Source organism: Neobacillus sp. 19, assembly GCF_049463095.1.
Taxonomy (GTDB): domain Bacteria; phylum Bacillota; class Bacilli; order Bacillales; family Cytobacillaceae; genus Neobacillus.
The window spans coordinates 97,053-118,065 of sequence record NZ_JBMPZU010000056.1; the positions used below are offsets into that span (position 1 = coordinate 97,053).

The following is a 21,013-nucleotide window of genomic DNA, read 5'->3' on the forward strand; positions in this document are numbered from 1 at the left end:
TGACAAAAGTTCGAAAAAAAAAGAAAAGCAGTCCGCTTTTCTTTTTCCATCCATCTTATTTTCCCTGTATGAAACTTTTCTTTGGCATGGCACCGATGACTAGGATGATGATAATCGCACTTATGATGAAGCTTGGAAGCATATATGTCCCATTATATATGAGCGAATAAGTTGTAACGGGCTGGCCTTTAGGTGCATATTCACCGAAGAAAACAATTCCGGAAACAACATGACATAAATAGCGGAGAAAGCTTCCCAATAAAGCTCCAATAACAGAATATACCATCCACTTACCTTTCTTACCATCAGTAAGAGATTTTTGAATATATCCTGCAAAAACACCTGCAAAACCAACTACTGTAAAAGCAACAAAATAATCAATGATCCCTTGAACAATGGTATAAATTTGGGCAAAACCAAGTATAAACTGTAATAATCCCAGTAAAAAACCTGTCAACAAACCGCCCTTTATTCCCCAGCGATAGGCCATAAGGAAAATCGGAACCATTGCAATCGAAATAGACCCACCCTGCGGCCAAAATCTTGCCATAAGGAATCCTGATAATAAATCAAGTAAATAAGCAAGTGCTGTAAAAACAGCGATTTCTGTTATAAATAGCGTGTTACTCCTCTTTTTGTTCATTTCTCTTTCCCCCTATTCCACAAGAGAAACGCAAAAAAGCAATGCAAGACGAAAAGGATTGTCTGCATTGCTTTATTATCGGCAAACCACATCCCTACGCTAGCGTTAACTAACAGGTTCATAGGGTCAGAACTCTAACGTTCACTCTCAGCCGCCTTTTAGCAGCTCCCCCTGTGGAAGTATTCTATTGATTTCCTATAGAATATACTACTATTTCAAGGTAATTACAAGGGTATTATTTTTTTCGCCAAATATCATATTGGGAAAATTATTATTATTTTATTAAAAAAAGGATTTTTGCCTTCATCAGCGAATTTACATGGTAACAGTATTGTGAATACCATAGGGGGAAACAACATGTTTACGGGAGAACAATCGGATTTACTTGCTTTTTTTAATCAAAATAAAGAAGAGTTAGTAAAAGAATGGGAGAAAGCTATTGTTGTCAACCAGGAAGATCCTTTCCAGATGAAAATACGCGAAAACGGGGAAGCACTATTGGATGTGCTCCTTACCATGCATGTAAAATCTAAACAAGAACTGTTAGCTGTAATTGAAAAAATTGCGATAGAAATATCTGTAGAAAGGGTTTTGGCCGATATTAACATTGGGGACTTCGTCTATAATGTTAATTTGGGCAGAACGATTCTTTACAGCTATTTAAGTAAAACAGGAATATCATGGTCCGAAATGCAGGAGTCGATCAATATGATCAATTTTTGCTTTGATAAATTTCTTTACTATGCCGTATCCCATTTTTCGGAAGCAAAAAATAAAATTATTGAAGAAAAGACAATGGTTATTGACTCCACACATCAGGATCGTTTGACACTTCTCGGACAGATGACTTCAAGCTTTATTCATGAATTCAGAAATCCACTGACTTCTGTTCAAGGATTTATTCAATTGCTTAAGGGTGATTTTCCAAACATGAGATATTTGGATATCATTTCAAGTGAATTAGATCAGCTTAATTTTCGAATCTCACAATTCTTACTGTTATCCAAAAAGGAACTGATTGGGAAGGAAAAAGTTCAATTTGGATTAAATAAACTGATTGATGAAGTACTGAACTTCCTTTATCCAAGTATTTTGGATGGAAAAGTAAAAATCATAAAGGAGATAAGTGAAGATGTTACATTGAATGGATATGCAGATGAAATCAGACAGGTTTTTATTAATATTATTTTTAATGCAATTGATGTTCTGAATCATCATGGAATCTCTGCTCCAACCATTGAGATTAGGAGCTGTTTAGAAAACAGTCAGCAAATTAGAATTAGTATTTCCAATAATGGCCCAGTGATCCCCGCTGAATTACAAAAAACAATTTTTGAACCCTTTTTTACAACTAAAAAACTCGGGACAGGTCTAGGATTGTTTGTTTGTAAAGAAATAATTGAAAAACATAAAGGGAATTTAACCTGTGATTCTTCAGATGATAACACTACTTTTTCCATTTATCTTCCTGCTGTTTTTACACCTGCAGGTCATAACCAAACACATTCTAGTTAGTCACCGCAAAATCCCACTTTTTATGAAGCAGGGATTTTTTATTTGTTTCATCTCCCGACAATGCACTCTGATGCATATGATGTACTAAAAATTTACCGGGAGATTAGGGCCTATGTTTACTTTAAAAGTTGATCACGAAATTGAGCTTCAATTGTTCCAACGGCATCATGCCTTAAAGTTGTATCAGCTTGTTGAGGAAAATCGAGAACATTTGCGGGAATGGATGCCATGGGTGGATAGTATGACCTCCCTCTATCAATTTGAGACCATTATTCCGGTGTGGCTTACACAATTTGCTGAAAATAGTGGTATGAACGTTGGGATTCTTTATAATGGTAACCTTGTCGGCTCTTTGGGATTGCACCAAATTGATTGGTACAACAGTATGGCGAGTATTGGTTATTATCTTGCTAGAAATGCAGAAGGTCATGGAGTTATCACTCGTTCCGTTCAAGCCTTTCTAAATTACGCCTTTTTCCAATTAGGATTAAACCGGATTGAAATTCGCTGCGGCGTGAAAAACAAGAAAAGCCGGGCGATACCTGAAAGACTTGGATTTGTAAGGGAAGGGAAAATTCGGGATGGGGAACAATTAAATGGTCAGTTTCATGATCTAATTGTTTATAGCATGCTTGCCCGTGATTGGGATTCCTTACACATTTAAATATCAGAAGATATGCTGCCAGTTTGGCGGCATTTTTATATTATTGCCTCACTATTTGCTAATCAAAACTTTTTTTGAAATAATAATATTACAGCTTATGGAAAGAAGAACTAATGAAAATATGTGTTATTCGTAAGTGAGGTGGCATACCTTACTGATCGTAAGGTGATCGATGATTTGGATAAATGTCATAATAATAGCTGTTCTTATTGCTCTAACTGCTTTTTTTGTTGCTTCCGAATTTGCCATTGTAAGGGTAAGAACGACCCGGATTGATCAATTAGTGTCTGAAGGGAATAAAAAAGCAATTGCCGCGAGAAAAGTAATTTCTAACCTGGACGGATACCTTTCGGCCACACAAGTAGGCATTACCATTACTTCTTTAATATTAGGATGGCGCGGAGAGTCAACCGTCCGTGAGATACTGGGACCCGTTTTTACGTGGATTCACCTGCCATTATCCTTAGAACCAGTCATATCGACCATTCTTGCGTTTATCATCATTACTTTTTTTAATGTAGTAATTGGTGAATTAGCACCAAAGACATTTGCAATCCAAAAAGCGGAAGAAATTATTTTGCTCTTTGCCCGGCCAATGATAATATTTTACAAACTGTTATATCCGTTCATTTGGATCCTTAATCGATCGGCTCGGTTTATAACCGGTTTGTTCGGAGTTAAACCGGCTTCCGAGCAAGAACTTAACCTTTCCGAAGAAGAATTACGCATGCTCCTTTCTCAAAGCTATGAGAGCGGGGAGATCAATCAATCAGAGTACAAGTATATGAATAAAATATTTGAGTTTGATGATCGAATTGCCAAAGAAATCATGGTGCCAAGAACTGAGGTCATTATGATGCCAAAAGATGCCACAATGGATGAAATTATTGAAACGGTTAAAGAGGAAAAATACACAAGGTATCCAATTATTGATGGTGATAAAGACAACATTTTAGGCATTGTCAATATCAAGGAAATTTTAACGGATTGTATCCAGCAAAAATGCAGCGGGGAAGAACCACTTATTCCCTATTTAAAGCCAGTCATTCATGTGATTGAAACGATCCCAATAAAAGAACTTTTAGTGAAGCTGCAAAAAAACCGCTCACATTTGGCCGTTTTATCTGATGAATATGGCGGGACTGCCGGTATCGTCACGGTCGAAGACATTCTTGAAGAAATTGTTGGAGAAATTCGCGATGAGTTTGATATGGACGAGCTCCCTCTGATCCAGAAAATAAGTAATGAAAACTTTATATTAGATGGAAAAGTCCTGATAAGCGAAGTAAATGACCTTCTTGGAACGACTTTAGAAGAGGATGATGTGGACACGATTGGCGGCTGGTTTTTAACGCAAAAGTTTGATGTCCATAAAGGAGATTCCATTGAAAAAGACGGTTTCATCTTCCAAATTACGGAAATAGAGGGCCATCATATTGTATTTATAGAAGTAAAAAAAGCGGAAGCGCCCACTGGTTAGCGGGCGTTTTTTTCCAACTTTAAATTTCTGTAATATTTTGAAAGCAACGTTCATATTTACAGTAATTTCCCATAAACTAAAGGTATCCACTACTATTCAAACCAGAACGTTTGACTGTACGGTTTAAATTCTTTATAATAATGGGTAATTTATATTATGTTGAGGTGGTAAGATGGGGCTGTCTATCGAATTGGTGAAATAGCAGAAATAGCGCATGTGTCAAAGCGAACGATTGACTACTATACGTCTATTGGCTTATTGGAGGCAGAACGCTCTAAATCAAATTACCGCATCTATTCGGATGATTCATTAGATGATTTAAAGTTTATAGAAGAATGCAAGAGTCTTCACTTTCCATTAGACGAGATTAGAAGAAAACTAGAAATGCGCAAAGCTAAGAATATCCGTGATTCAGAAGTGGAAAAACATGTAAGTGCTGTTACACAGCAGATGAAACAGTTGTATAGTGACTTGTTCGATCTTCAGCCTATTCTTGAAAACTTGGATGAGCAGCAGAAAGAAATGTTTACTCGCAATCTAAGCCTGCTCCGAACCGCACTTAGAAAATCCCTTTTGAATGTTACGAGCTAATTTTTTTACATTACTGGGAGGTGACACCTTACCCGTCGAAAACGGGATAAGGGAACTTATTTGGACATATTTAACTTGGTTATTATAGCCATTTTAATTGCTTTAACTGCTTTTTTTGTAGCTTCAGAATTTGCTATTGTTAAGATTAGAAGTTCAAGAATTGATCAGTTAATTGAGGAAGGGAATTCGAAGGCTGTTTCTGCCAAAAGAGTAATTTCAAACCTTGATGAATATCTGTCTGCCTGTCAATTAGGTATTACGATAACAGCTTTAGGTTTAGGTTGGATTGGAGAATCAACCATTGAGCACATGCTTGGCCCTCTTTTCCATCAACTAAACATTCCTGAGAGCGCCACGAAAGCATTATCAATCGGAATTGCGTTTGCAACCATTACGTTTTTACATGTTGTGGTTGGTGAGCTCGCACCTAAAACACTGGCCATACAGAAGGCTGAACTGATTACCATGCTTGTTTCACGTCCGCTTATCCTTTTTTATAAAATCATGTTCCCGTTTATTTGGGTTCTGAATGGATCTGCACGTGTTGTTTCAAGTATGTTTGGGCTAAAGCCTGTTTCCGAAAGTGAAATAGCCCATACAGAGGAAGAACTTCGAATAATCCTATCTGAAAGCTATAAAAGTGGTGAAATTAACCAATCAGAGTTTAAGTATGTAAATAAAATTTTTGAATTTGATAACAGAATTGCAAAAGAAATCATGGTTCCTAGAACGGAATTGGTATCTTTGTCAAAGGATGATTCATTGGAAACCTTTCTACAGGTTCTCCGCGAGGAAAAGTTCACAAGGTATCCTGTCATCGATGGCGATAAAGACCATATCATTGGTCTCATCAATATCAAGGAGGTCATGACCGATTTAATAGGCAACGAAAAACCAACAACTCAAACACTTGAGAGCTATACACGACCTATCATCAGAGTGATTGAAACTATTCCAATTCATGATTTATTAGTAAAAATGCAAAAGGACCGCGTTCATATGGCGATTTTAATGGATGAATATGGCGGAACTTCCGGACTTGTAACGGTTGAGGATATACTGGAAGAAATTGTTGGCGAAATTCGTGATGAATTTGATATGGATGAGATCCCTGAGATTCGCAAAATTAAAGAAAACCATTATATTATTGACTCGAAGGTTTTAGTGACTGAGGTTAACGATCTATTGGGTGTTGAAATTGACGATGAAGATATCGATACAATTGGCGGTTGGATACTGACCGAAAATTACGACGCTAAGGAAGGCGATATCATTCATCATGAAGCATACACCTTTAAAATCCTTGATATGGAAGACCATCATATTAAATATATTGAAGTAACAAAACATGTTCAAAATGAAGAATCCAATATCCCGCAAATTGCTGTTTCAAAATCCGGGGTGCTATCATAATAAAAAATAGACCGTGCCCCTCACGCCCGGTCTATTTTTTGTGTACTTAGAATTATTTTGATTTTAAAATAATCAGTTCCTCTTCCACTTTTGCTATTTTTACTAGATGAGAATCAAGCCGGCGGTTGATATGTTGAATATCATTGCTTTGTGTTCGTTCAATACGCTCTAGTGCTTCTTTAATATCAGATAAATCAATTTGATTAACTTCCACTCTGTGTTCAATGCTGTCCATTTTCTCTAATCTCGATAGCCTTTTTTCTATGGTTTCCAAAGTGGCATTAAATGTATGAATTAAGCTTTTTATATCCATATCGTTATCGATTAGGTTTTCAAATTGTTTTTCCATGGTCAAAACTCCCTTGTTTTATTTCCTTTATTTTATCATCGTTTTCACTATACACATGTTACAAAAACAGTAACAAAATGCTGAAATGTTCATAAAAAATTCGGAAGTTTTTAAGAAAAACGATCAGATTTTCCAAACCCGCAATACATAACCTCCGCACCCGCACTGATCAATGAATTTAATCTTTACTTTCTTTGGATACATCTCCTCTATTAAGGGCTGTAAATAGTCAACGGGACTGCCAAATACTGAGGAGGTCACAAGGTTCACAAAACAGCCTTTAGCGGTCTCTTCCACTGCTGTTAATGCATCTTTTATGATTAGGTCAATATCCTGTTCATATTCATCATGCTCCAAGTCCTTCGTCCAATCTTTATTCATAGGTTCCTCCAAGCTAAAAAAAATATTTGTTATTTTTATTTAAACATTTATTAAACCCATTAGAGTTGATTTTTAACACACTTGTGTACAATTCGAAACGAAATAATGAACTTTTTTTAAAATCAGCGTGATTCCGCACTAAGCGTGAATATTGTCACATGCAAAAGCCATTGAAAAAGATAATCTTTCATTATAAGGGAATGAAAAATCATTTTTTTCCTTATAGGAATATCAACGATGGAAGGGTTGGTGTAATAATATGTTCATATCTATCGACGAAAAAGCTTCATTATGGTTCACAAAAGAATTTGAATTTAATAAACCATTCAGCATTCGGATGTTTCCTCAATATGCTGGGTTTGGCCAAAAACATAAAGGCTATAGTCTTGCCTTTTCTGCTGAACATCCTGCAAACGCAGGCTTTACAAAAGAGGTAAATGGAATTAATTTCTATGTTGAAGGAAATGATGTTTGGTTCTTCGAGGATACCAAAACTTACTTATCTGTTGACAATTTCCTCGATGAAATACAGGTTATATTTAAGGAAGAGACTGCGGTTCAATAAACTAAATAACAATGTAAAAAATTAGCCGGATGATTTTCATCCGGCTAATTTAAAATTATTAATTTACTTGTTTCCCTATGCTCGGTGGCAGTAATTTTGCACCTTCAAATACTTTACCCAGCTTTTCTTCCGCTTGAGCAAAGATTGCATCTGCTGCTTCTAATGACGGAGCATCCTTTTTTAATTCTTCTGCTTTTGCTTGATATGAGGCGGCGTAATCCTTAATTGCTGCTTCAAGATCGGCCTTTTGGTCTTTCAGTTCTGCTGGAATCTGAACGCTATTTAATTCAGCTGCAACGGCTGATGCAGATTCACTTGCTTTTGCTCGATCCTCAGCAGTTGGTAATTCTTCAGGCTTTGCATCTTCCTTCGTTGCTTTCGCCACATATGCATTTAAATCAGCATCTTTTTGATTAATTTTATTGCCCAGGTCCATATAGAATTTTACTAATTCCTTTTTAACATCAACTTTAGGTGCTGTTTCTTCTTTTGGTTCAGCCTTCTTTTCTGTTTTTGCCTCTTCATTACTTGAACAAGCGGCAAGCCCAAAGGCCATTGTAATAGCTGCTAGTAAAACTAAAAACTTTTTCATCTGAGATTCCTCCTATTTCTTTATTCGCCTTGATTATTTTACAACATTTAATGAGAAGAAAAAAGTAATAAAAGGTTTCATTTGCTCCAAAATTATTATTCTATGCAAAATAATTTGAAAAACTAATAATCTTTCCCACTATGTCAATCGTACTTTCCAGAAAGTTATGGAATAATTACGAATTATGTTACAATAATGAAAATTTTGGTATATAATAAAGATGTCATGATTTATTCCTCTTACTCTATGGTTCCTTTCATTCTGTTTCTATCCTTTAATAGAAAGGGGTTGGACATCACGGAACACACGAGGCCTCAAGTAGTCTTGTTTCATTTAACATTTGATTTATCCATCATCTTAACCACTACCGCAGCTGCCATTATTGTATTTCTCATCGCCTATTTATTCACAAGAAATTCAACAACAAATACACCTAATAAATGGCAGAATTTTATGGAGTGGCTTCTGGAGTTTATTAAGGACATCATGCATTCTTCAATGGTTGCTTCAAACAATTTATTTATTTTGTCGACAGGAGTTTCTTTATTCATGTACTTGTTCATAGCAAATCTTATGGGGGTCCCCTTCTCCATTGTTACGACTGATGAAAATTCTGTTGCCTGGTGGAAATCCCCCACTGCTGATGCACATGTAACAATGACTCTGGCCATCATGATCATCGCATATACCCACTTCATTGATATTCGCCTGCATGGCTTTAAACATTTTTTTGTTAGTTTCTTTAAACCCTTTAAGGTTTTGTTCCCAATCAATGCCATAGAACAGCTCGCCACCACCTTAACGCTCGGTCTCCGTTTGTTTGGAAATATATATGCAGGGGAAGTTATGCTCGCTCTTTTAGCAGGTGCTGTCACACATGGATTGGTCATCAGTCTGCTAGCATCTGTACCAATGTTAATCTGGCAGGCATTTTGTATTTTTATTGGTGCGATTCAAGCCTATATCTTTGTTACACTTACAATGGTTTATATCGCTCATCGATTAACATAATTTAAACGAAAGGAGTATTATATAATAATGGGGGATTTAACGTTATTCGGACTTCCTATTTCTCTGGGCACAATGGTATACCAAGCCATAATTTTTACTGTTTTAGTATTTATTTTAAAGAGGTTTGTTTTTAAAAAACTTGTGGATATTCTTGATAAAAGGAAAGAGCATATAGAAAACCAACTGGAGTTAACGGAAAAGTACAAATTTGACGCAAAAATAAACCTTCAAGCTAGCGAGGATATCCTCAAAAAGGCTAAAATAGAAGCAAGAGAAATTCTACAGCGGAGCGAAAAAGAAGCTATGCAGATCATTCAAGATGCAAAAGAAGAGGTGAGAAAAATAAAAAAAGAGGAAAATGAAGACGCCTTTTTATCACCTTCACACTCGTATCCCCGAAATACTCAAATAAGGGGGGCATAAAATTATGAAGCACAAGTTTACAAAAGACTTAGGAAGAGTGACAGAAAACCTCGAATTAGGGTTTGAAGAAAAGTGGATTTTCGTTCATTACACAAAAGGATCGCATGAAAAAACTGCCTGTCTGTTAAAGAATGAAAATAAATCTGTGGAAGAGTACCTTGAGGGCTTCTTCGAGGAAAATAAGGTATCGTCAGAAATGAAAAACGAAGTGAAGAAGTTTTTAAAGAATGAAAACAACTCAAATGAGACACATTGGAATGAGTTCACGCTTTTTCTTATGAAAGCCCTTTCCTTAAACATGGTTTTTGGAATTGCGATCGCAATCTCGGTTTATGCAGGATTTAAACTGGGAACATTTCTTGATCACCGTTATGAGCTATACCCCACCTTTACATTAATTGGTACATTTTTAGGGATAGGAATTGGAGGATTGACTGTTTATTCAATAGTGCAAAAATACTTTAAATCCCCTGTACAGAGAGGAAAGGAAACAGAGAAAACCGGACTGATGATCTCGGAGGATCAGAAGAGTTATCCGATTATTGACGTGACCATTGAAGAAGTAAGAAGAGCTGTTAGAACATTTTCCGAAGATCTGCCAAAGGGAGTTTTTCGGACAATCCTTGTTCAAGAGGACAACAGTATCGACTTTAAACAACTAGCTCACCTACTTGGCGGTATTCCTTCAAAACAGTTCTATATGTCGAAGGAAACTTACGATTTGTTTGAAGAACATGAAAAACAAATACCAATTGAAATGGATCTCGTTCAAAAAGCGGTCGATCAATACGTAAGTGACAAAAAGGAATATCCAATGTTAAAATTTGATCCACTGCACAGAGTGAATTATTATCAACTTTTACAGGAGCATTACCTTAAAACAGAACCTGAAACGCAATTTTATATTACTGACCTAGATGGCTTGGTCACCCATATCAGGCCACAGAAAAAGAACTTCTCTCAACATTGAGAGAAGTTCTTTTTCTATACATGACCATTATTGAATCCAGGCACCATCTTTACCAATTTTGTATTTTCCAATTGACGTATTCGCCGCCATGTGGCCATCATTGTAAAGGAAATACCATTTCTTGTTAATCTCTATCCATCCTGTTAGCATTGCACCATTTGATGCAAGATAATACCAGTTGTTATTTATTTTTATCCAACCAGTTTGCATTGCTCCGTTAGCAGATAGGAAATACCACTTACCGCTAGAAAGAATCCATGCATTTGTTTTCATGATACCATTACTATCAACATAGTACCATTTCCCGCCAGAAAGTACCCATGCAATTGTTTTCATGACACCATTTGCATCGAGATAGTACCATTTTCCGCTAGAAAGTACCCATGCATTTGTTTTCATAGCACCATTTCCATCTAGATAGTACCATTTTCCGCTAGACAGCACCCATGCATTTGTTTTCATGACACCTTGATCATCAACGAAATACCTTTTTCCGTTGGTCCAAATCCAAGTACTACTGCTCATGACACCAAATGTACCAAGATAATACCATTTCCCTCCGGATTTTACCCATTCATCTGTAAGCATCGCTCCATCAAGTCCTAGGAAATACCATTTTCCTTCGGTTTGAACCCAAGCATTTATCTTTTGAACACCATTATTGTAATAATACCAGTGGTCATTCTCAAGGTGCCAGCCGTTTTTAATTACTGGATCTGTCTCTGGTGTCTCGTCAATAACAGTCCCAGCCAATTCTCTAGTGTCTCTTACACGGATACGCTCCCCTTGTGCAAAAGAACCGGATAGGCCAACTGCTTCTAATGTGTCACCTTTTTTAAGATCTGGTACTGAAACGTTGCTTTGATTCACAATGTATCCATCCGTAAACACTAGGACATCACCGGAACCATCATTGATCACATAAGAGTTTTCATCATACTTAGAAACAACTGTTCCTTTTACCTTCACAAGTAGACCTTGGTTGGCAGCAGTTGTTGCTTCACCTGTAGCAACCTGCTTCGGTTGAACAGGTTCACCTTTTCCAAGTTTGATCACGTCTTTTGCAAAGCTAGTAAACTCTAATTCTTTGTTATTTTCGAATGTCTTTATGTGTCCATATACGCGAACTTTATCGCCTGCTTTTAACGAACCGTCTGGAACTTCAAGGAAGGCCATAATTCCGCTTGTATCATCTTGTAGATAGAAGGCATCGAAGAACACGCCGGCAGCGGTTGTTACCGTTCCTTCTACTACGACATTCGTATCATCTGCCAGTTTGCGGACATCGGCAATTTTAGCCACTTTCATTTCGCGATGTGCTAACCAGTTTACTGCGTTTAGGGTAAACTCGTCATTTCCTTTTGGCTCAAATGACTCATCCATTTGTTTGTCGTTAAAGATGTTCATCCCGGAAACAATGATCCGGCCATTTGCACCAATTTCTTCTGAAGCGATTAACGGAATTGCTGAACCGCCCGTTTCATCGGAAACAGCGTCATAAGTGTAACCGCCTTTGATATTGCCTTGGTATGTTGTTTCATTACCTTTTGCCAGAATTGTGACCTTACCGCCTTCTGTTAAAGCCGTATTATTTGGCCCTGAAAGACTCGTTCCGCTGTAGTAATCGATAAACGATACGCGGTCGGTAATATTATTGGAAACTAATCCTGGATGTACTCGGACAGCATATGGGCTAACCTTTGGATCGCCCCAGAAGTTTCCTGTTTTACTATCATCAAATACACCGTCATTCCCCATGCGGATGGCTGAACCAATATCACTTAATAATGGATTATTAACGGTTGGGTCTGTGGTTCCGTTATTACTCTTTCCAGCCATTAATAACGAGCCGCCATTATTGATGAAATTTGTAACCGCTGTTCGTTCAGCCGCTGTCAGTGCAGTTCTTGCATGAGTTAATACTAATACTTTTATATTGCTTAATACTTCGTCTGTTAGGGCAACTTTATTTTCCGTAACGGTATAGCCTTCCTTTTGAAGCATTAGTATAAAGGCTTTTAAGTTATCCTTATACGTACCGCTGTCAGCACTTGTATTTTCATTTCCATGCGCCGCATCAATTAAAACCGTTACTCCCAGGGGCTCTTTAATTTTTACTGGTAACGTATACTTCACATTACCAATATCGAGACCATCCGTTGAAGTCACTACAACTATAAGCTGATGGTCGCCTTTCAACGGGCTGGTCCATGTAGCTGTTGCACTGGCTGAGCCCTTCGATAGAATTGATGAAATAGTATTGGTTCCAATCAAATTCTCAGGCTTCACTTCATCATAATAGAAGTCTACTTTCAGATTTTTGATGGCTTCCATACCGTTATTGGCAACAGTCGCAGTTAATTTAGCAGGGTTGCCGCCAATAATAACGCCGCCGTCAATATCAATACCGTTTACTTTTACATCAACAGATTCTTCTTTTGACCAAATTGGTGCAGAATAAATCCGTTCCCCATCCATTTGCGTAACCTTAACGACAAACCATTGCTGGCCGCCAGTCACGGTGTACGTTGGATTCCATTTAAAGTCTTTTGTCATTGGCTCATACGAGTCAACGACTTTGCCGCCGTTTGAAATCAATTCAACCTTTGCAATTCGATCATCAGATTTATAGGTTTTCGGAAGATAACTATAGTCAGGGCTATTGCGATCTTCAGCAACATCGTCGCTTCCTTTAATGTCAAACTTCAATGTTTTGCTATCAACGGTTGAACCCATGAAGTAGCCATTTGCTAATACATCCAGCTTGAAGTTTGGATCTTCCTCCATGTACACGCGCATATTCCGCATCGCGTGCATTAAGGAATCTTGTGAAAGATCATCAGCAACAATAACTGTACGAGCGTTCGTCTGTCCCCATGTGCCATCGTGGTTGTCTTCCCCATAAGTTGGAGCGACATGCCAGCCAAGGTCTAAGGCTGTATAGAATTTTCCTTCAGCATTGGCATAGCCATAGTGACCGGAGCCATTACCGACTTCTAACATCGTAAATAACTTGTCTAAATCTTTATTGTATGGCTTAAAATTATTAAACGCATTTGCCGACATATCTGGGTGGTTAAATTGCCCAACGATATCATCGTACGTCATGACCCATGCATAATACTTGTTTAAGTCTTGATATTGTTTGCCATTAATATTCCGGTCAATGAAATTATCTGTACCGAAGATATTAGAGTGTCCCCATGTGGTTGAGGTCATTTCAAATGCAGGGAAGACAACATAGTCATTATTTTTTGTATATTGCTTTGCTAAATCCTTTGTTAATTTCCATTGGCTGCCGCCTGTACGCTCCTGCATACCGCCGTGATCAACTGTATCCACTCCCAGCTTTTCAGGGTCAATATCATGAGAGTGGTCAGAGAATGCGAACCAATCGTAATGATGGGCTTTACCTGCTTTAAGTGCTTCTTCTGGCGTACCAGCCGCATCATGTGAAATATTCGTGTGGTTGTGCGTTGTACCACGATAGTGATTTCCACCGGTAAAGCGCGGAACGACTTCGAATGTCCATTGTTTTTCAGATGTATTGCCTAAAACGTCTTTAGCAGCAACCTTTACTGCGTGCTTTCCAAGGGCAAGCTCTTGCTCAGGCGTGTATTTTACTTGTGTTTTGCTAATGACAGCAGCCGGTGCTTTCAGCTCTTTGCCATCCAGCCACAATTGTACGGTTGCTTCATCGACACCACTTGGGTCATCGATTAATGCTGAAATTTCAGGTGTCGGACTTTCCACTTTTGTACCATCCTGCGGTGTTTCTCCGCTTATTGTTGGTCCAAATGTATCATCAATTAATGTAACAGCATATGGAGTTTCATTAGTTCCAGCTGTTTTTGATTGAGTACCCGCTTTTGCTTCAATATAATACTCGAAACCATTTTGCGGAACATCAGCTGCTGCCAATGTTACTGTGTAACGACCCTCACTGCCCTTAACCATAGGTAAAGGTGTGTATTCTGTCGCTCCAGTTGCTCGATAATATGCAGTTACTGTTTCTGCCCCATCGGCATTTGCAGCAAATTCTACACTTGTTCCTTTGTAAACCTCTTTAATCCCTGTGTGAGTGATTGCTAAAATCGGCGAAATATCCTTCACATCACGCGGATACAATTGATAGCCATTTGTTGCTGAAGCATTGGTCGTATACTGACCTAATACACCAGTAACCGTGTAGCTTTTACCAGTTACAAGGTCTTTATCTGGATTAATTCCTGTTGCGCCCATAACCCTAATTAATGTTGTTTTAAGATTATCGTCAACAAAGGTAACGTTATAATTAACTCCAGTTACGGCAACAGCAGAAACTTTACCTGTTACGGATACAAGGCTGCCTTCAAGCGGCTCTGCCACTGCATACGTATTTAAATCAACAATCGTAACGTTTTTAGGAGCTGGAATTGGATTTCCTTCACTAATTTTTACAATTGAGGTAGCTTCCAATTCCAATAAACCATTGTAATTTAAAACTTTACCTGTAACGCGTACTTTATCACCTTTAAGTGTCTTAATTGGTGTTTCTAGCGAACCAAAGATGTTGACCCCTGCCGTGTCATCTTGAATATAGAAATTTTGCTTTTGTGTTCCAAGAATTTGGTTGTCAACAGTTGCAACCCCTTCAACCGTGAAAAACTTGTTTTGGTTTACCGGCTGGCCTTTTGCGTCAGACTCGCGAACTTCAGCAATTTGGGTAACCACTGTTGTATCAGCTTTTGCCACGGCAACAGGAGTGCTCTCTAACATAATTCCCTTAGCAGTATTTGTAATTTGTGTTACATAGATGGTATCAGGAGCATTTTTGATTGTCGTATTAAAATCTCCTGATGTACTTGCTGTAACGGAAGCAAATCGTTCATTAGCATTTGCTTTGTCATTTGGATAGACATTCACGGTTGCATTTGCTGCTGCAGTAGCTGCACTACCGATTAATGTACCTGTACCATTATTTACGACATAGCTTAATTTATCTTGAGCGATGGATGCACTAGCTGTGGCTACATTAATTTGAATCGCGGCGCTTTCATCTAGTTCGCCTTGTTTTGCAGCAACAAATACGGTTGGCAATGCTTTGTCAGACGTAAAACTAATCGAAAACGAACCATCATTAGCAGCCGTACCAGTTGCAAGCACCATTGCTTTGGATGCGTTTTCATAAATATTAATTGTGGACGCTGGTTCAGCTGCATCAACCATACCTATTACATTTACATTATCACTTTCTTGAGTAAATTGAATATTATTTCCTTTTACTTGTAAGCTTGTAACTGGAACCATCGGCTTTTCAATTGGGCTCGCCGTGTTTTTTGGTGCTGCAACAGGTCCGACATAAAAATCTGCTCCGTTATCATCAGTATCCCAGGCATTTCCTTTGCCTGGTGCTGGATCAACATTTGCGTATGGCCGACGTTGAGCACTGTTAGCATTAGAAGAAATCTTTACAGCTGCAGAACCTTCATATTCGTTTGCAGTTCCATAGCCAACAAAGTCGACTACTGTCGGATCGCTTTTTCCTGTAATTGCATCTGTACCTTGTACTAATGCGACTTTTCCATCAGTTGCAGACATCGCAATTGCACCATTATTAATATCAGGGGTATTTGGTAATGCCGGTTGTGTACCAGCACCTGGTGCCTCTTGGATCAAATAATATCCATATGCTGGAATGGCACCTGATAATACTGTTGTTGCCGTTGGTGCAGTTGAAAATGCACCTGCCTTTGAAGCATATTGAACTGACCAGCCTTCTAATGAGATTGGACTGCCGGTTGGATTATAAAGTTCAATATAGTCATTTTTATATACAGAACCATTATTTCCCCCAGCTCCATATACCTGACTGATAACTATATGCTCAGCTTGTTCTGCATGGGCTCTTTTAATTAAGCTGCTTGGCAAAAATGTGCTAAGCAGTAATAGAGCCGCCATGAGCATACTTGTCATGCGCTTGAATCTTCGATTGGTAAAGCTCATCCATCTACCACCCTTTTCCTTTTAAGGATTTACATGAAGGCAAGTATTTTTACCTATCACGTTGTGATTCTTATCACTCTATCATTCTACAAAATTTTTAAAAATAATGATATTATTTTTTTGTAAATTATTATATAAATATCCCAAATAATTTTTATTTACTGTATACATATTCGCTCAAAGTATGATTATATAAAGAAGAATTAAATGTTGATTATTTTTTGGTATATTCAGGAAATTATTTTAATATAACATTTAGGAGGATTATCAATTTGACATTTTTCAACAAAATTCGATTCAAAGTCAGACATCTTACCTTGATATTATTAGCCGTATTTTTATTTTCTATTTTGTCATTTCCCGATAGTACTTCCGCTCACGCTTACAGTGTTAGTTATACAAAAATAACAATGGACAATAAGAATACAGAAGTTGTATTTTCACTTGATACGTTATCGGTACTAGAATTAATACCTGCTATTGATAAAAACAAGAACTTTATTCTTGATCAGTCTGAAATCAAAGAGAATACCCATCACTTAGAAGAATTAATAACAGAAGGACTTACATTAGATAAGGACAACATCGAACAAACACCTACTATTAAGAAAATGGAAATTATCAAAAAGGAAAATAAAGAATTTTTTTCAATTACAATGATGTTTCCTGCTTTTGCACCCGGCGAGACATTCATTTTTAATGATGGGTTTTATTATCATGATACGGGCACCAATTACGTCAACCTTGTTTCTGCATCATATATGGGTGAAAAAAGCGAAGCAGCTTTAGAAGGGAAAAATCGAACCTGGACAATGTTGATAACGGAAGTACAGCAAGAACAACAAATTGGAGAAGGGCAAACAGTTCAGCCATCTGCCGAACCCAAAAAAACCAAGGAGGCCCATCCCGTCAAAACAACAACCTCATCTTCATGGTTTTCATTTTTGAAATTAGGGATGAATCATATTCTCTCAGGCTATGATCACTTGTTGTTTCTCCTGTCACTACTAATCACCAGACAAACATTCAAGCAGTTAGCAGCAACAATTACTGCTTTTACAATTGCCCACAGTATAACGCTGACGTTGACAGTATTGGGTATAATTAACATACCTGCAAGTTTTGTGGAACCAGCTATTGCCTTAAGCATTTGCTATGTATCCTTGGAAAATATTTTCCGAAAAAAAATAAACTATCGATGGGCGATTACTTTTGTTTTCGGTCTAATTCACGGGATGGGTTTTGCTGATATCCTTAAAGAAATGAATATTCCAAAAAGTTCATTAGCAGCCGATTTAGCTAGTTTTAATATTGGTATTGAAATGATTCAATTGGCAATCGTCATCCTGCTTTTACCGCTCCTATCTATATTATATCGATCGAAGTATTCTAGAAAGGCTATTGTTACTTTTTCAATCATAGCTTTTCTCTTAGGCGGCATATGGTTAATTGAACGACTAGCTGCTTAATGAACAGAATCTTGAATGCAAGAAAGGCCTTCGAATGCAAGGTCTTTCTTTTTTGATTCTAATAGGCCATGCATGTAAAATTTAGCTATTATGATTTATAAATTGCTTTATTTTTTGTTAAAATGAGATAATATCAGTAGATAACATATAATTTCCAAAAATAAGGGGTTACAAAGATGGTAAATCAGAAGAATAAATCGCGGCATTTAGCGACTATTTCTCTTACAATTATGGCAATCGGATTTCTGGCAACATTGCCGATCCGAGATTCAATATGGGGGATTATCCTGCAAGGGGGGTTCGAAGCAGGTCTCGTTGGCGGACTCGCAGATTGGTTTGCAGTAACCGCCCTATTTCGGCATCCTTTAGGCATTCCCATTCCCCATACGGCATTGCTGCCTAAGAATCGTAAAAGAATTATCGCTGGGATTATCTCAATGCTGGAAAATGATTGGCTGACTAAGGAGAGCATTAGAAAAAAAATAGACACAATCGATTTCTCCGGGAAACTATTTTCAATCATTGACAAGGAAATTCACTCGAAAGCAATTCAAAAAAATGTCATCACCCTAATTCAACATTTAATTAAAACGATCGATACAAGTAGAATTGCTCCCATAATAGAAAAGGAATTAAAAACACAGTTAAACCAGTTAGATACTAAGAATTACCTGCCACTGGTCATCGACCAGGTTTCGGAAAGAAAATACGATGAAAAAACACTCGATTTTATTTTAAAAGAGATTCGCGAGTGGGCTGAAAAGGATAGTACGAAATACAAACTTGGCGGGTTAGCGGTTGACGCTGTGGAAAATATTAAAGCAGATGGTTTTATGCAATTTGCATTAAAGTCTTTTAGTAATTTGGTTAACGAAGAAAAGTTGGGCAATATTATTCAAAATTTAATACTGAAAGGGGTAGACAGCTTTCGCGATCCCTTTAATCAAAATAGGCAAACATTAATGATTCACATTCATAAAAAACTGCAATCCGTTAAAAATGATGAAAAAGTTTACGAGGAGCTCAATCACTTAAAGACACAATTGATTGCAAAATGGGAGCCCCAAGAAAAAATTATCTCTATATTAGATCAGCTCCAGCAGAAAGTGTCTGATTTCGTCGATGAACCACGTTTCTTCGATCATTACATCCTCCCGATGGTTATTGACGGGTTCGAAAGACTAAAAGCCAATCCTGAGAAAGTCAATGCCATCGAAACTTGGATTAAACAGCAAATTTCCGCTTTTGTAGATAAAAACCATTCCAAGATTGGCAAGCTTGTCGAGGAAAATTTGGAAAGACTGGATGATAAAACCCTCATCACTATGGTTGAAACAAATGTAGGCAAAGACCTGCAATGGATCCGGGTAAATGGTGCTGTTTGCGGATTTTTAATTGGTCTTGTTTTAGTAGGTATTAAAGCCCTGATATAATTTAATTGTAAAGCCGCCATTTTTAAGGCGGCTTTTTTCAGTAAAAATATCACGTTTTGTCCTTAAAAAATGAAGTTCTTTTTCAGAATATTCCCTCATATTTAGTACTGTAGTCACTATTTCTAAATTACAAAGGGGGAAGAAAGTATGGCAGTTAAGTTTATTAAAATTTCTGTTGTGTATTTTGTCATTGGGGTCTGCATTGGTATGTATATGTCAATGACAGAAAAGTTCACCTTCACTCCTGTTCATGTCCATATAAATTTATTAGGATGGATGTCAATGGCACTTGCCGGACTTATTTATCTTGGTTTTCCAAAAGCAGCCGAAACTACTCTCGCAAAGGTTCATTTCTGGCTGCATAATATCTCATTGCCAATCATGATGATTGGTCTAGCACTCCTTGTATCAGGGACAGAACAAGCTGGCCCGGCTGTTGCCACTGGCGGAACACTAATGGTGTTGGGAATTATTGTTTATGCAATCAACATCCTTAAAAATGTGAAAAACTAAATCCGGATTTATTATCATTTTTCTTCTATCATATGAAAGTTTCTAATTGGTTACTGATTTGAAAAGACACCGATTTCGGTGTCTTTTTCAGCTCATCTATGGCAGGAATGGCTCTAATCCTTCTTTCCTGAGTTTCAATCTTTCTTCAGCTGATTTTCTGGAGTCATAATGATAAATAGCCGCTTCCCAGTCACCATACATTGGATTAGGAAACACTATAAGCTTTCTTCCAAATTCATCTTTTTGTTTATCGACTGCTTCCACCCTATCAGATACTGCTAATCGGTCAAATCCACTAAAATCACCTAAATTATCGCCAAATAATAGAATAATTTCATGTGTTTTAGCAACCTGCATACGTCTCATTTCTTTTCCTTGTTCACCCTTTTGCTTCATAAAAAGCTGATTCGCATTGGCTTGCGGCACACCTAGGGCCTGCAAGTTTCTTAATGTTACCGCTTTTTTTTCTTCTTTTCTGTTGGTTATGTAGTAAATAGCCACACCTTTAGAATCGGCATATTTTAAAAATTCAATGGCTCCTGGAAGTGCTTTTGCCTCAGCACGATCAACCCACTTACTCCAATTTAACGGGTAATTTTCCCGCGAAACAATTTTCCCCGCAAATAACGGACTATTATCGATAACGGTCTCATCTAAATCAAGAATAATCGCCGGTTTTAAGGCTGTTTGCTGATCTCGATTCCTTAATATCTCATCTAATCTCATCTTCCCAATGTTATAGCCCTGATAATATAAAGCCTTTGCTTCTCCGGCTTTTTGAAACCAGAGAACAGACATCGTATTTTGTTCCGCTAAAGCATTAGTCTGGCTTGTCAACGTTTGTGCACATGCACTGATGCCCGAAATTGTACATGATAAAACAGATGCTGCAATCAAAGTCATTATTTTTTTCATCTAAAGAGACCTCCTGACCTGTTATTTTTCTTAGTATACGGAGAAAAATAAAATCTAAGCAATTATCGGGGATTAATCGAGTAGAGGGAAAATAAGTTGAT

Annotated in this window: 18 protein-coding genes and 1 riboswitch; of the genes, 12 read left to right on the forward strand and 6 right to left on the reverse strand. The window is 37.5% G+C overall.

Annotation, left to right across the window (positions count from 1 at the left end; all coding sequences use genetic code 11):
* Window positions 1-55 precede the first annotated feature (55 nt).
* Window positions 56-643 (reverse strand): energy-coupled thiamine transporter ThiT, encoded by a 588-nt coding sequence (thiT, locus tag ACO1D1_RS17510; RefSeq protein WP_149869186.1) that lies wholly within the window; start codon window positions 641-643, stop codon window positions 56-58.
* 74 nt (window positions 644-717) lie between these two features.
* A riboswitch (TPP riboswitch) is annotated at window positions 718-825 on the reverse strand.
* Window positions 826-1,000: 175 nt separating this feature from the next.
* On the opposite strand from thiT, the gene ACO1D1_RS17515 reads away from it, so the two are divergent.
* From ACO1D1_RS17515 to ACO1D1_RS17535, 5 genes are all read left to right on the forward strand, one after another.
* Window positions 1,001-2,158 (forward strand): histidine kinase N-terminal domain-containing protein, encoded by a 1,158-nt coding sequence (locus ACO1D1_RS17515; RefSeq protein WP_423336576.1) that lies wholly within the window; start codon window positions 1,001-1,003, stop codon window positions 2,156-2,158.
* A gap of 112 nt (window positions 2,159-2,270) precedes the next feature.
* The gene (locus ACO1D1_RS17520; protein ID WP_149869184.1) at window positions 2,271-2,822 is read left to right on the forward strand and encodes a GNAT family N-acetyltransferase; all 552 of its coding nucleotides are present in this window, start codon (window positions 2,271-2,273) and stop codon (window positions 2,820-2,822) included.
* A 172-nt stretch (window positions 2,823-2,994) separates the two neighbouring features.
* Window positions 2,995-4,302, forward strand: a complete 1,308-nt coding sequence (locus ACO1D1_RS17525; protein ID WP_149869183.1) for a hemolysin family protein — start codon at window positions 2,995-2,997, stop codon at window positions 4,300-4,302.
* Between the two features lie 189 nt (window positions 4,303-4,491).
* A complete protein-coding gene (locus ACO1D1_RS17530) occupies window positions 4,492-4,893 on the forward strand; it encodes a MerR family transcriptional regulator (protein ID WP_223820984.1) in 402 nt (133 codons plus the stop codon).
* 60 nt (window positions 4,894-4,953) lie between these two features.
* Window positions 4,954-6,306: a hemolysin family protein gene (locus ACO1D1_RS17535; RefSeq protein WP_149869181.1), complete on the forward strand. Its 1,353-nt coding sequence runs from the start codon at window positions 4,954-4,956 to the stop codon at window positions 6,304-6,306.
* 52 nt (window positions 6,307-6,358) lie between these two features.
* On the opposite strand, the gene ACO1D1_RS17540 is transcribed toward ACO1D1_RS17535, so the two are convergent.
* Window positions 6,359-6,655: a hypothetical protein gene (locus ACO1D1_RS17540; protein ID WP_149869180.1), complete on the reverse strand. Its 297-nt coding sequence runs from the start codon at window positions 6,653-6,655 to the stop codon at window positions 6,359-6,361.
* 123 nt (window positions 6,656-6,778) lie between these two features.
* Entirely contained in the window at window positions 6,779-7,036 is a 258-nt protein-coding gene (locus tag ACO1D1_RS17545; protein ID WP_149869179.1) for a CGCGG family rSAM-modified RiPP protein, read from the reverse strand.
* 259 nt (window positions 7,037-7,295) lie between these two features.
* On the opposite strand from ACO1D1_RS17545, the gene ACO1D1_RS17550 reads away from it, so the two are divergent.
* The gene (locus ACO1D1_RS17550) at window positions 7,296-7,601 is read left to right on the forward strand and encodes a HesB/YadR/YfhF family protein (RefSeq protein WP_149869178.1); all 306 of its coding nucleotides are present in this window, start codon (window positions 7,296-7,298) and stop codon (window positions 7,599-7,601) included.
* A 58-nt stretch (window positions 7,602-7,659) separates the two neighbouring features.
* On the opposite strand, the gene ACO1D1_RS17555 is transcribed toward ACO1D1_RS17550, so the two are convergent.
* On the reverse strand, window positions 7,660-8,193 hold the full coding sequence (locus ACO1D1_RS17555) for a hypothetical protein (protein WP_149869177.1): 534 nt from the start codon (window positions 8,191-8,193) through the stop codon (window positions 7,660-7,662).
* 195 nt (window positions 8,194-8,388) lie between these two features.
* Between ACO1D1_RS17555 and atpB the strand changes: the two genes are divergently transcribed.
* The 3 genes from atpB to ACO1D1_RS17570 are packed head-to-tail and all read left to right on the forward strand — an operon-like array spanning window position 8,389 to window position 10,597.
* The gene (gene atpB, locus ACO1D1_RS17560) at window positions 8,389-9,204 is read left to right on the forward strand and encodes a F0F1 ATP synthase subunit A (RefSeq protein ID WP_423336577.1); all 816 of its coding nucleotides are present in this window, start codon (window positions 8,389-8,391) and stop codon (window positions 9,202-9,204) included.
* Between the two features lie 27 nt (window positions 9,205-9,231).
* Entirely contained in the window at window positions 9,232-9,627 is a 396-nt protein-coding gene (locus tag ACO1D1_RS17565; RefSeq protein WP_149869176.1) for an ATP synthase F0 subunit B, read from the forward strand.
* Window positions 9,628-9,631: 4 nt separating this feature from the next.
* Complete coding sequence (locus tag ACO1D1_RS17570; protein WP_149869175.1) at window positions 9,632-10,597, forward strand: AtpZ/AtpI family protein; 966 nt, start codon at window positions 9,632-9,634, stop codon at window positions 10,595-10,597.
* A 27-nt stretch (window positions 10,598-10,624) separates the two neighbouring features.
* Here the strand turns inward: ACO1D1_RS17570 and ACO1D1_RS17575 are convergent, their stop codons facing one another.
* A complete protein-coding gene (locus ACO1D1_RS17575; protein WP_423336578.1) occupies window positions 10,625-16,582 on the reverse strand; it encodes a lamin tail domain-containing protein in 5,958 nt (1,985 codons plus the stop codon).
* A gap of 410 nt (window positions 16,583-16,992) precedes the next feature.
* Here ACO1D1_RS17575 and ACO1D1_RS17580 point away from each other — a divergent pair, with 410 nt between their 5' ends.
* The 3 genes from ACO1D1_RS17580 to ACO1D1_RS17590 all read left to right on the forward strand — a co-directional run bounded on the left by ACO1D1_RS17580 (window position 16,993) and on the right by ACO1D1_RS17590 (window position 19,997).
* On the forward strand, window positions 16,993-18,051 hold the full coding sequence (locus ACO1D1_RS17580) for a HupE/UreJ family protein (RefSeq protein ID WP_423336579.1): 1,059 nt from the start codon (window positions 16,993-16,995) through the stop codon (window positions 18,049-18,051).
* Between the two features lie 176 nt (window positions 18,052-18,227).
* The gene (locus ACO1D1_RS17585) at window positions 18,228-19,484 is read left to right on the forward strand and encodes a DUF445 domain-containing protein (RefSeq protein WP_423336580.1); all 1,257 of its coding nucleotides are present in this window, start codon (window positions 18,228-18,230) and stop codon (window positions 19,482-19,484) included.
* Between the two features lie 147 nt (window positions 19,485-19,631).
* A complete protein-coding gene (locus ACO1D1_RS17590; RefSeq protein ID WP_149869171.1) occupies window positions 19,632-19,997 on the forward strand; it encodes a cytochrome-c oxidase in 366 nt (121 codons plus the stop codon).
* Between the two features lie 96 nt (window positions 19,998-20,093).
* On the opposite strand, the gene ACO1D1_RS17595 is transcribed toward ACO1D1_RS17590, so the two are convergent.
* Entirely contained in the window at window positions 20,094-20,912 is an 819-nt protein-coding gene (locus tag ACO1D1_RS17595; RefSeq protein ID WP_149869170.1) for a 5'-nucleotidase, lipoprotein e(P4) family, read from the reverse strand.
* Window positions 20,913-21,013: the final 101 nt, after the last annotated feature.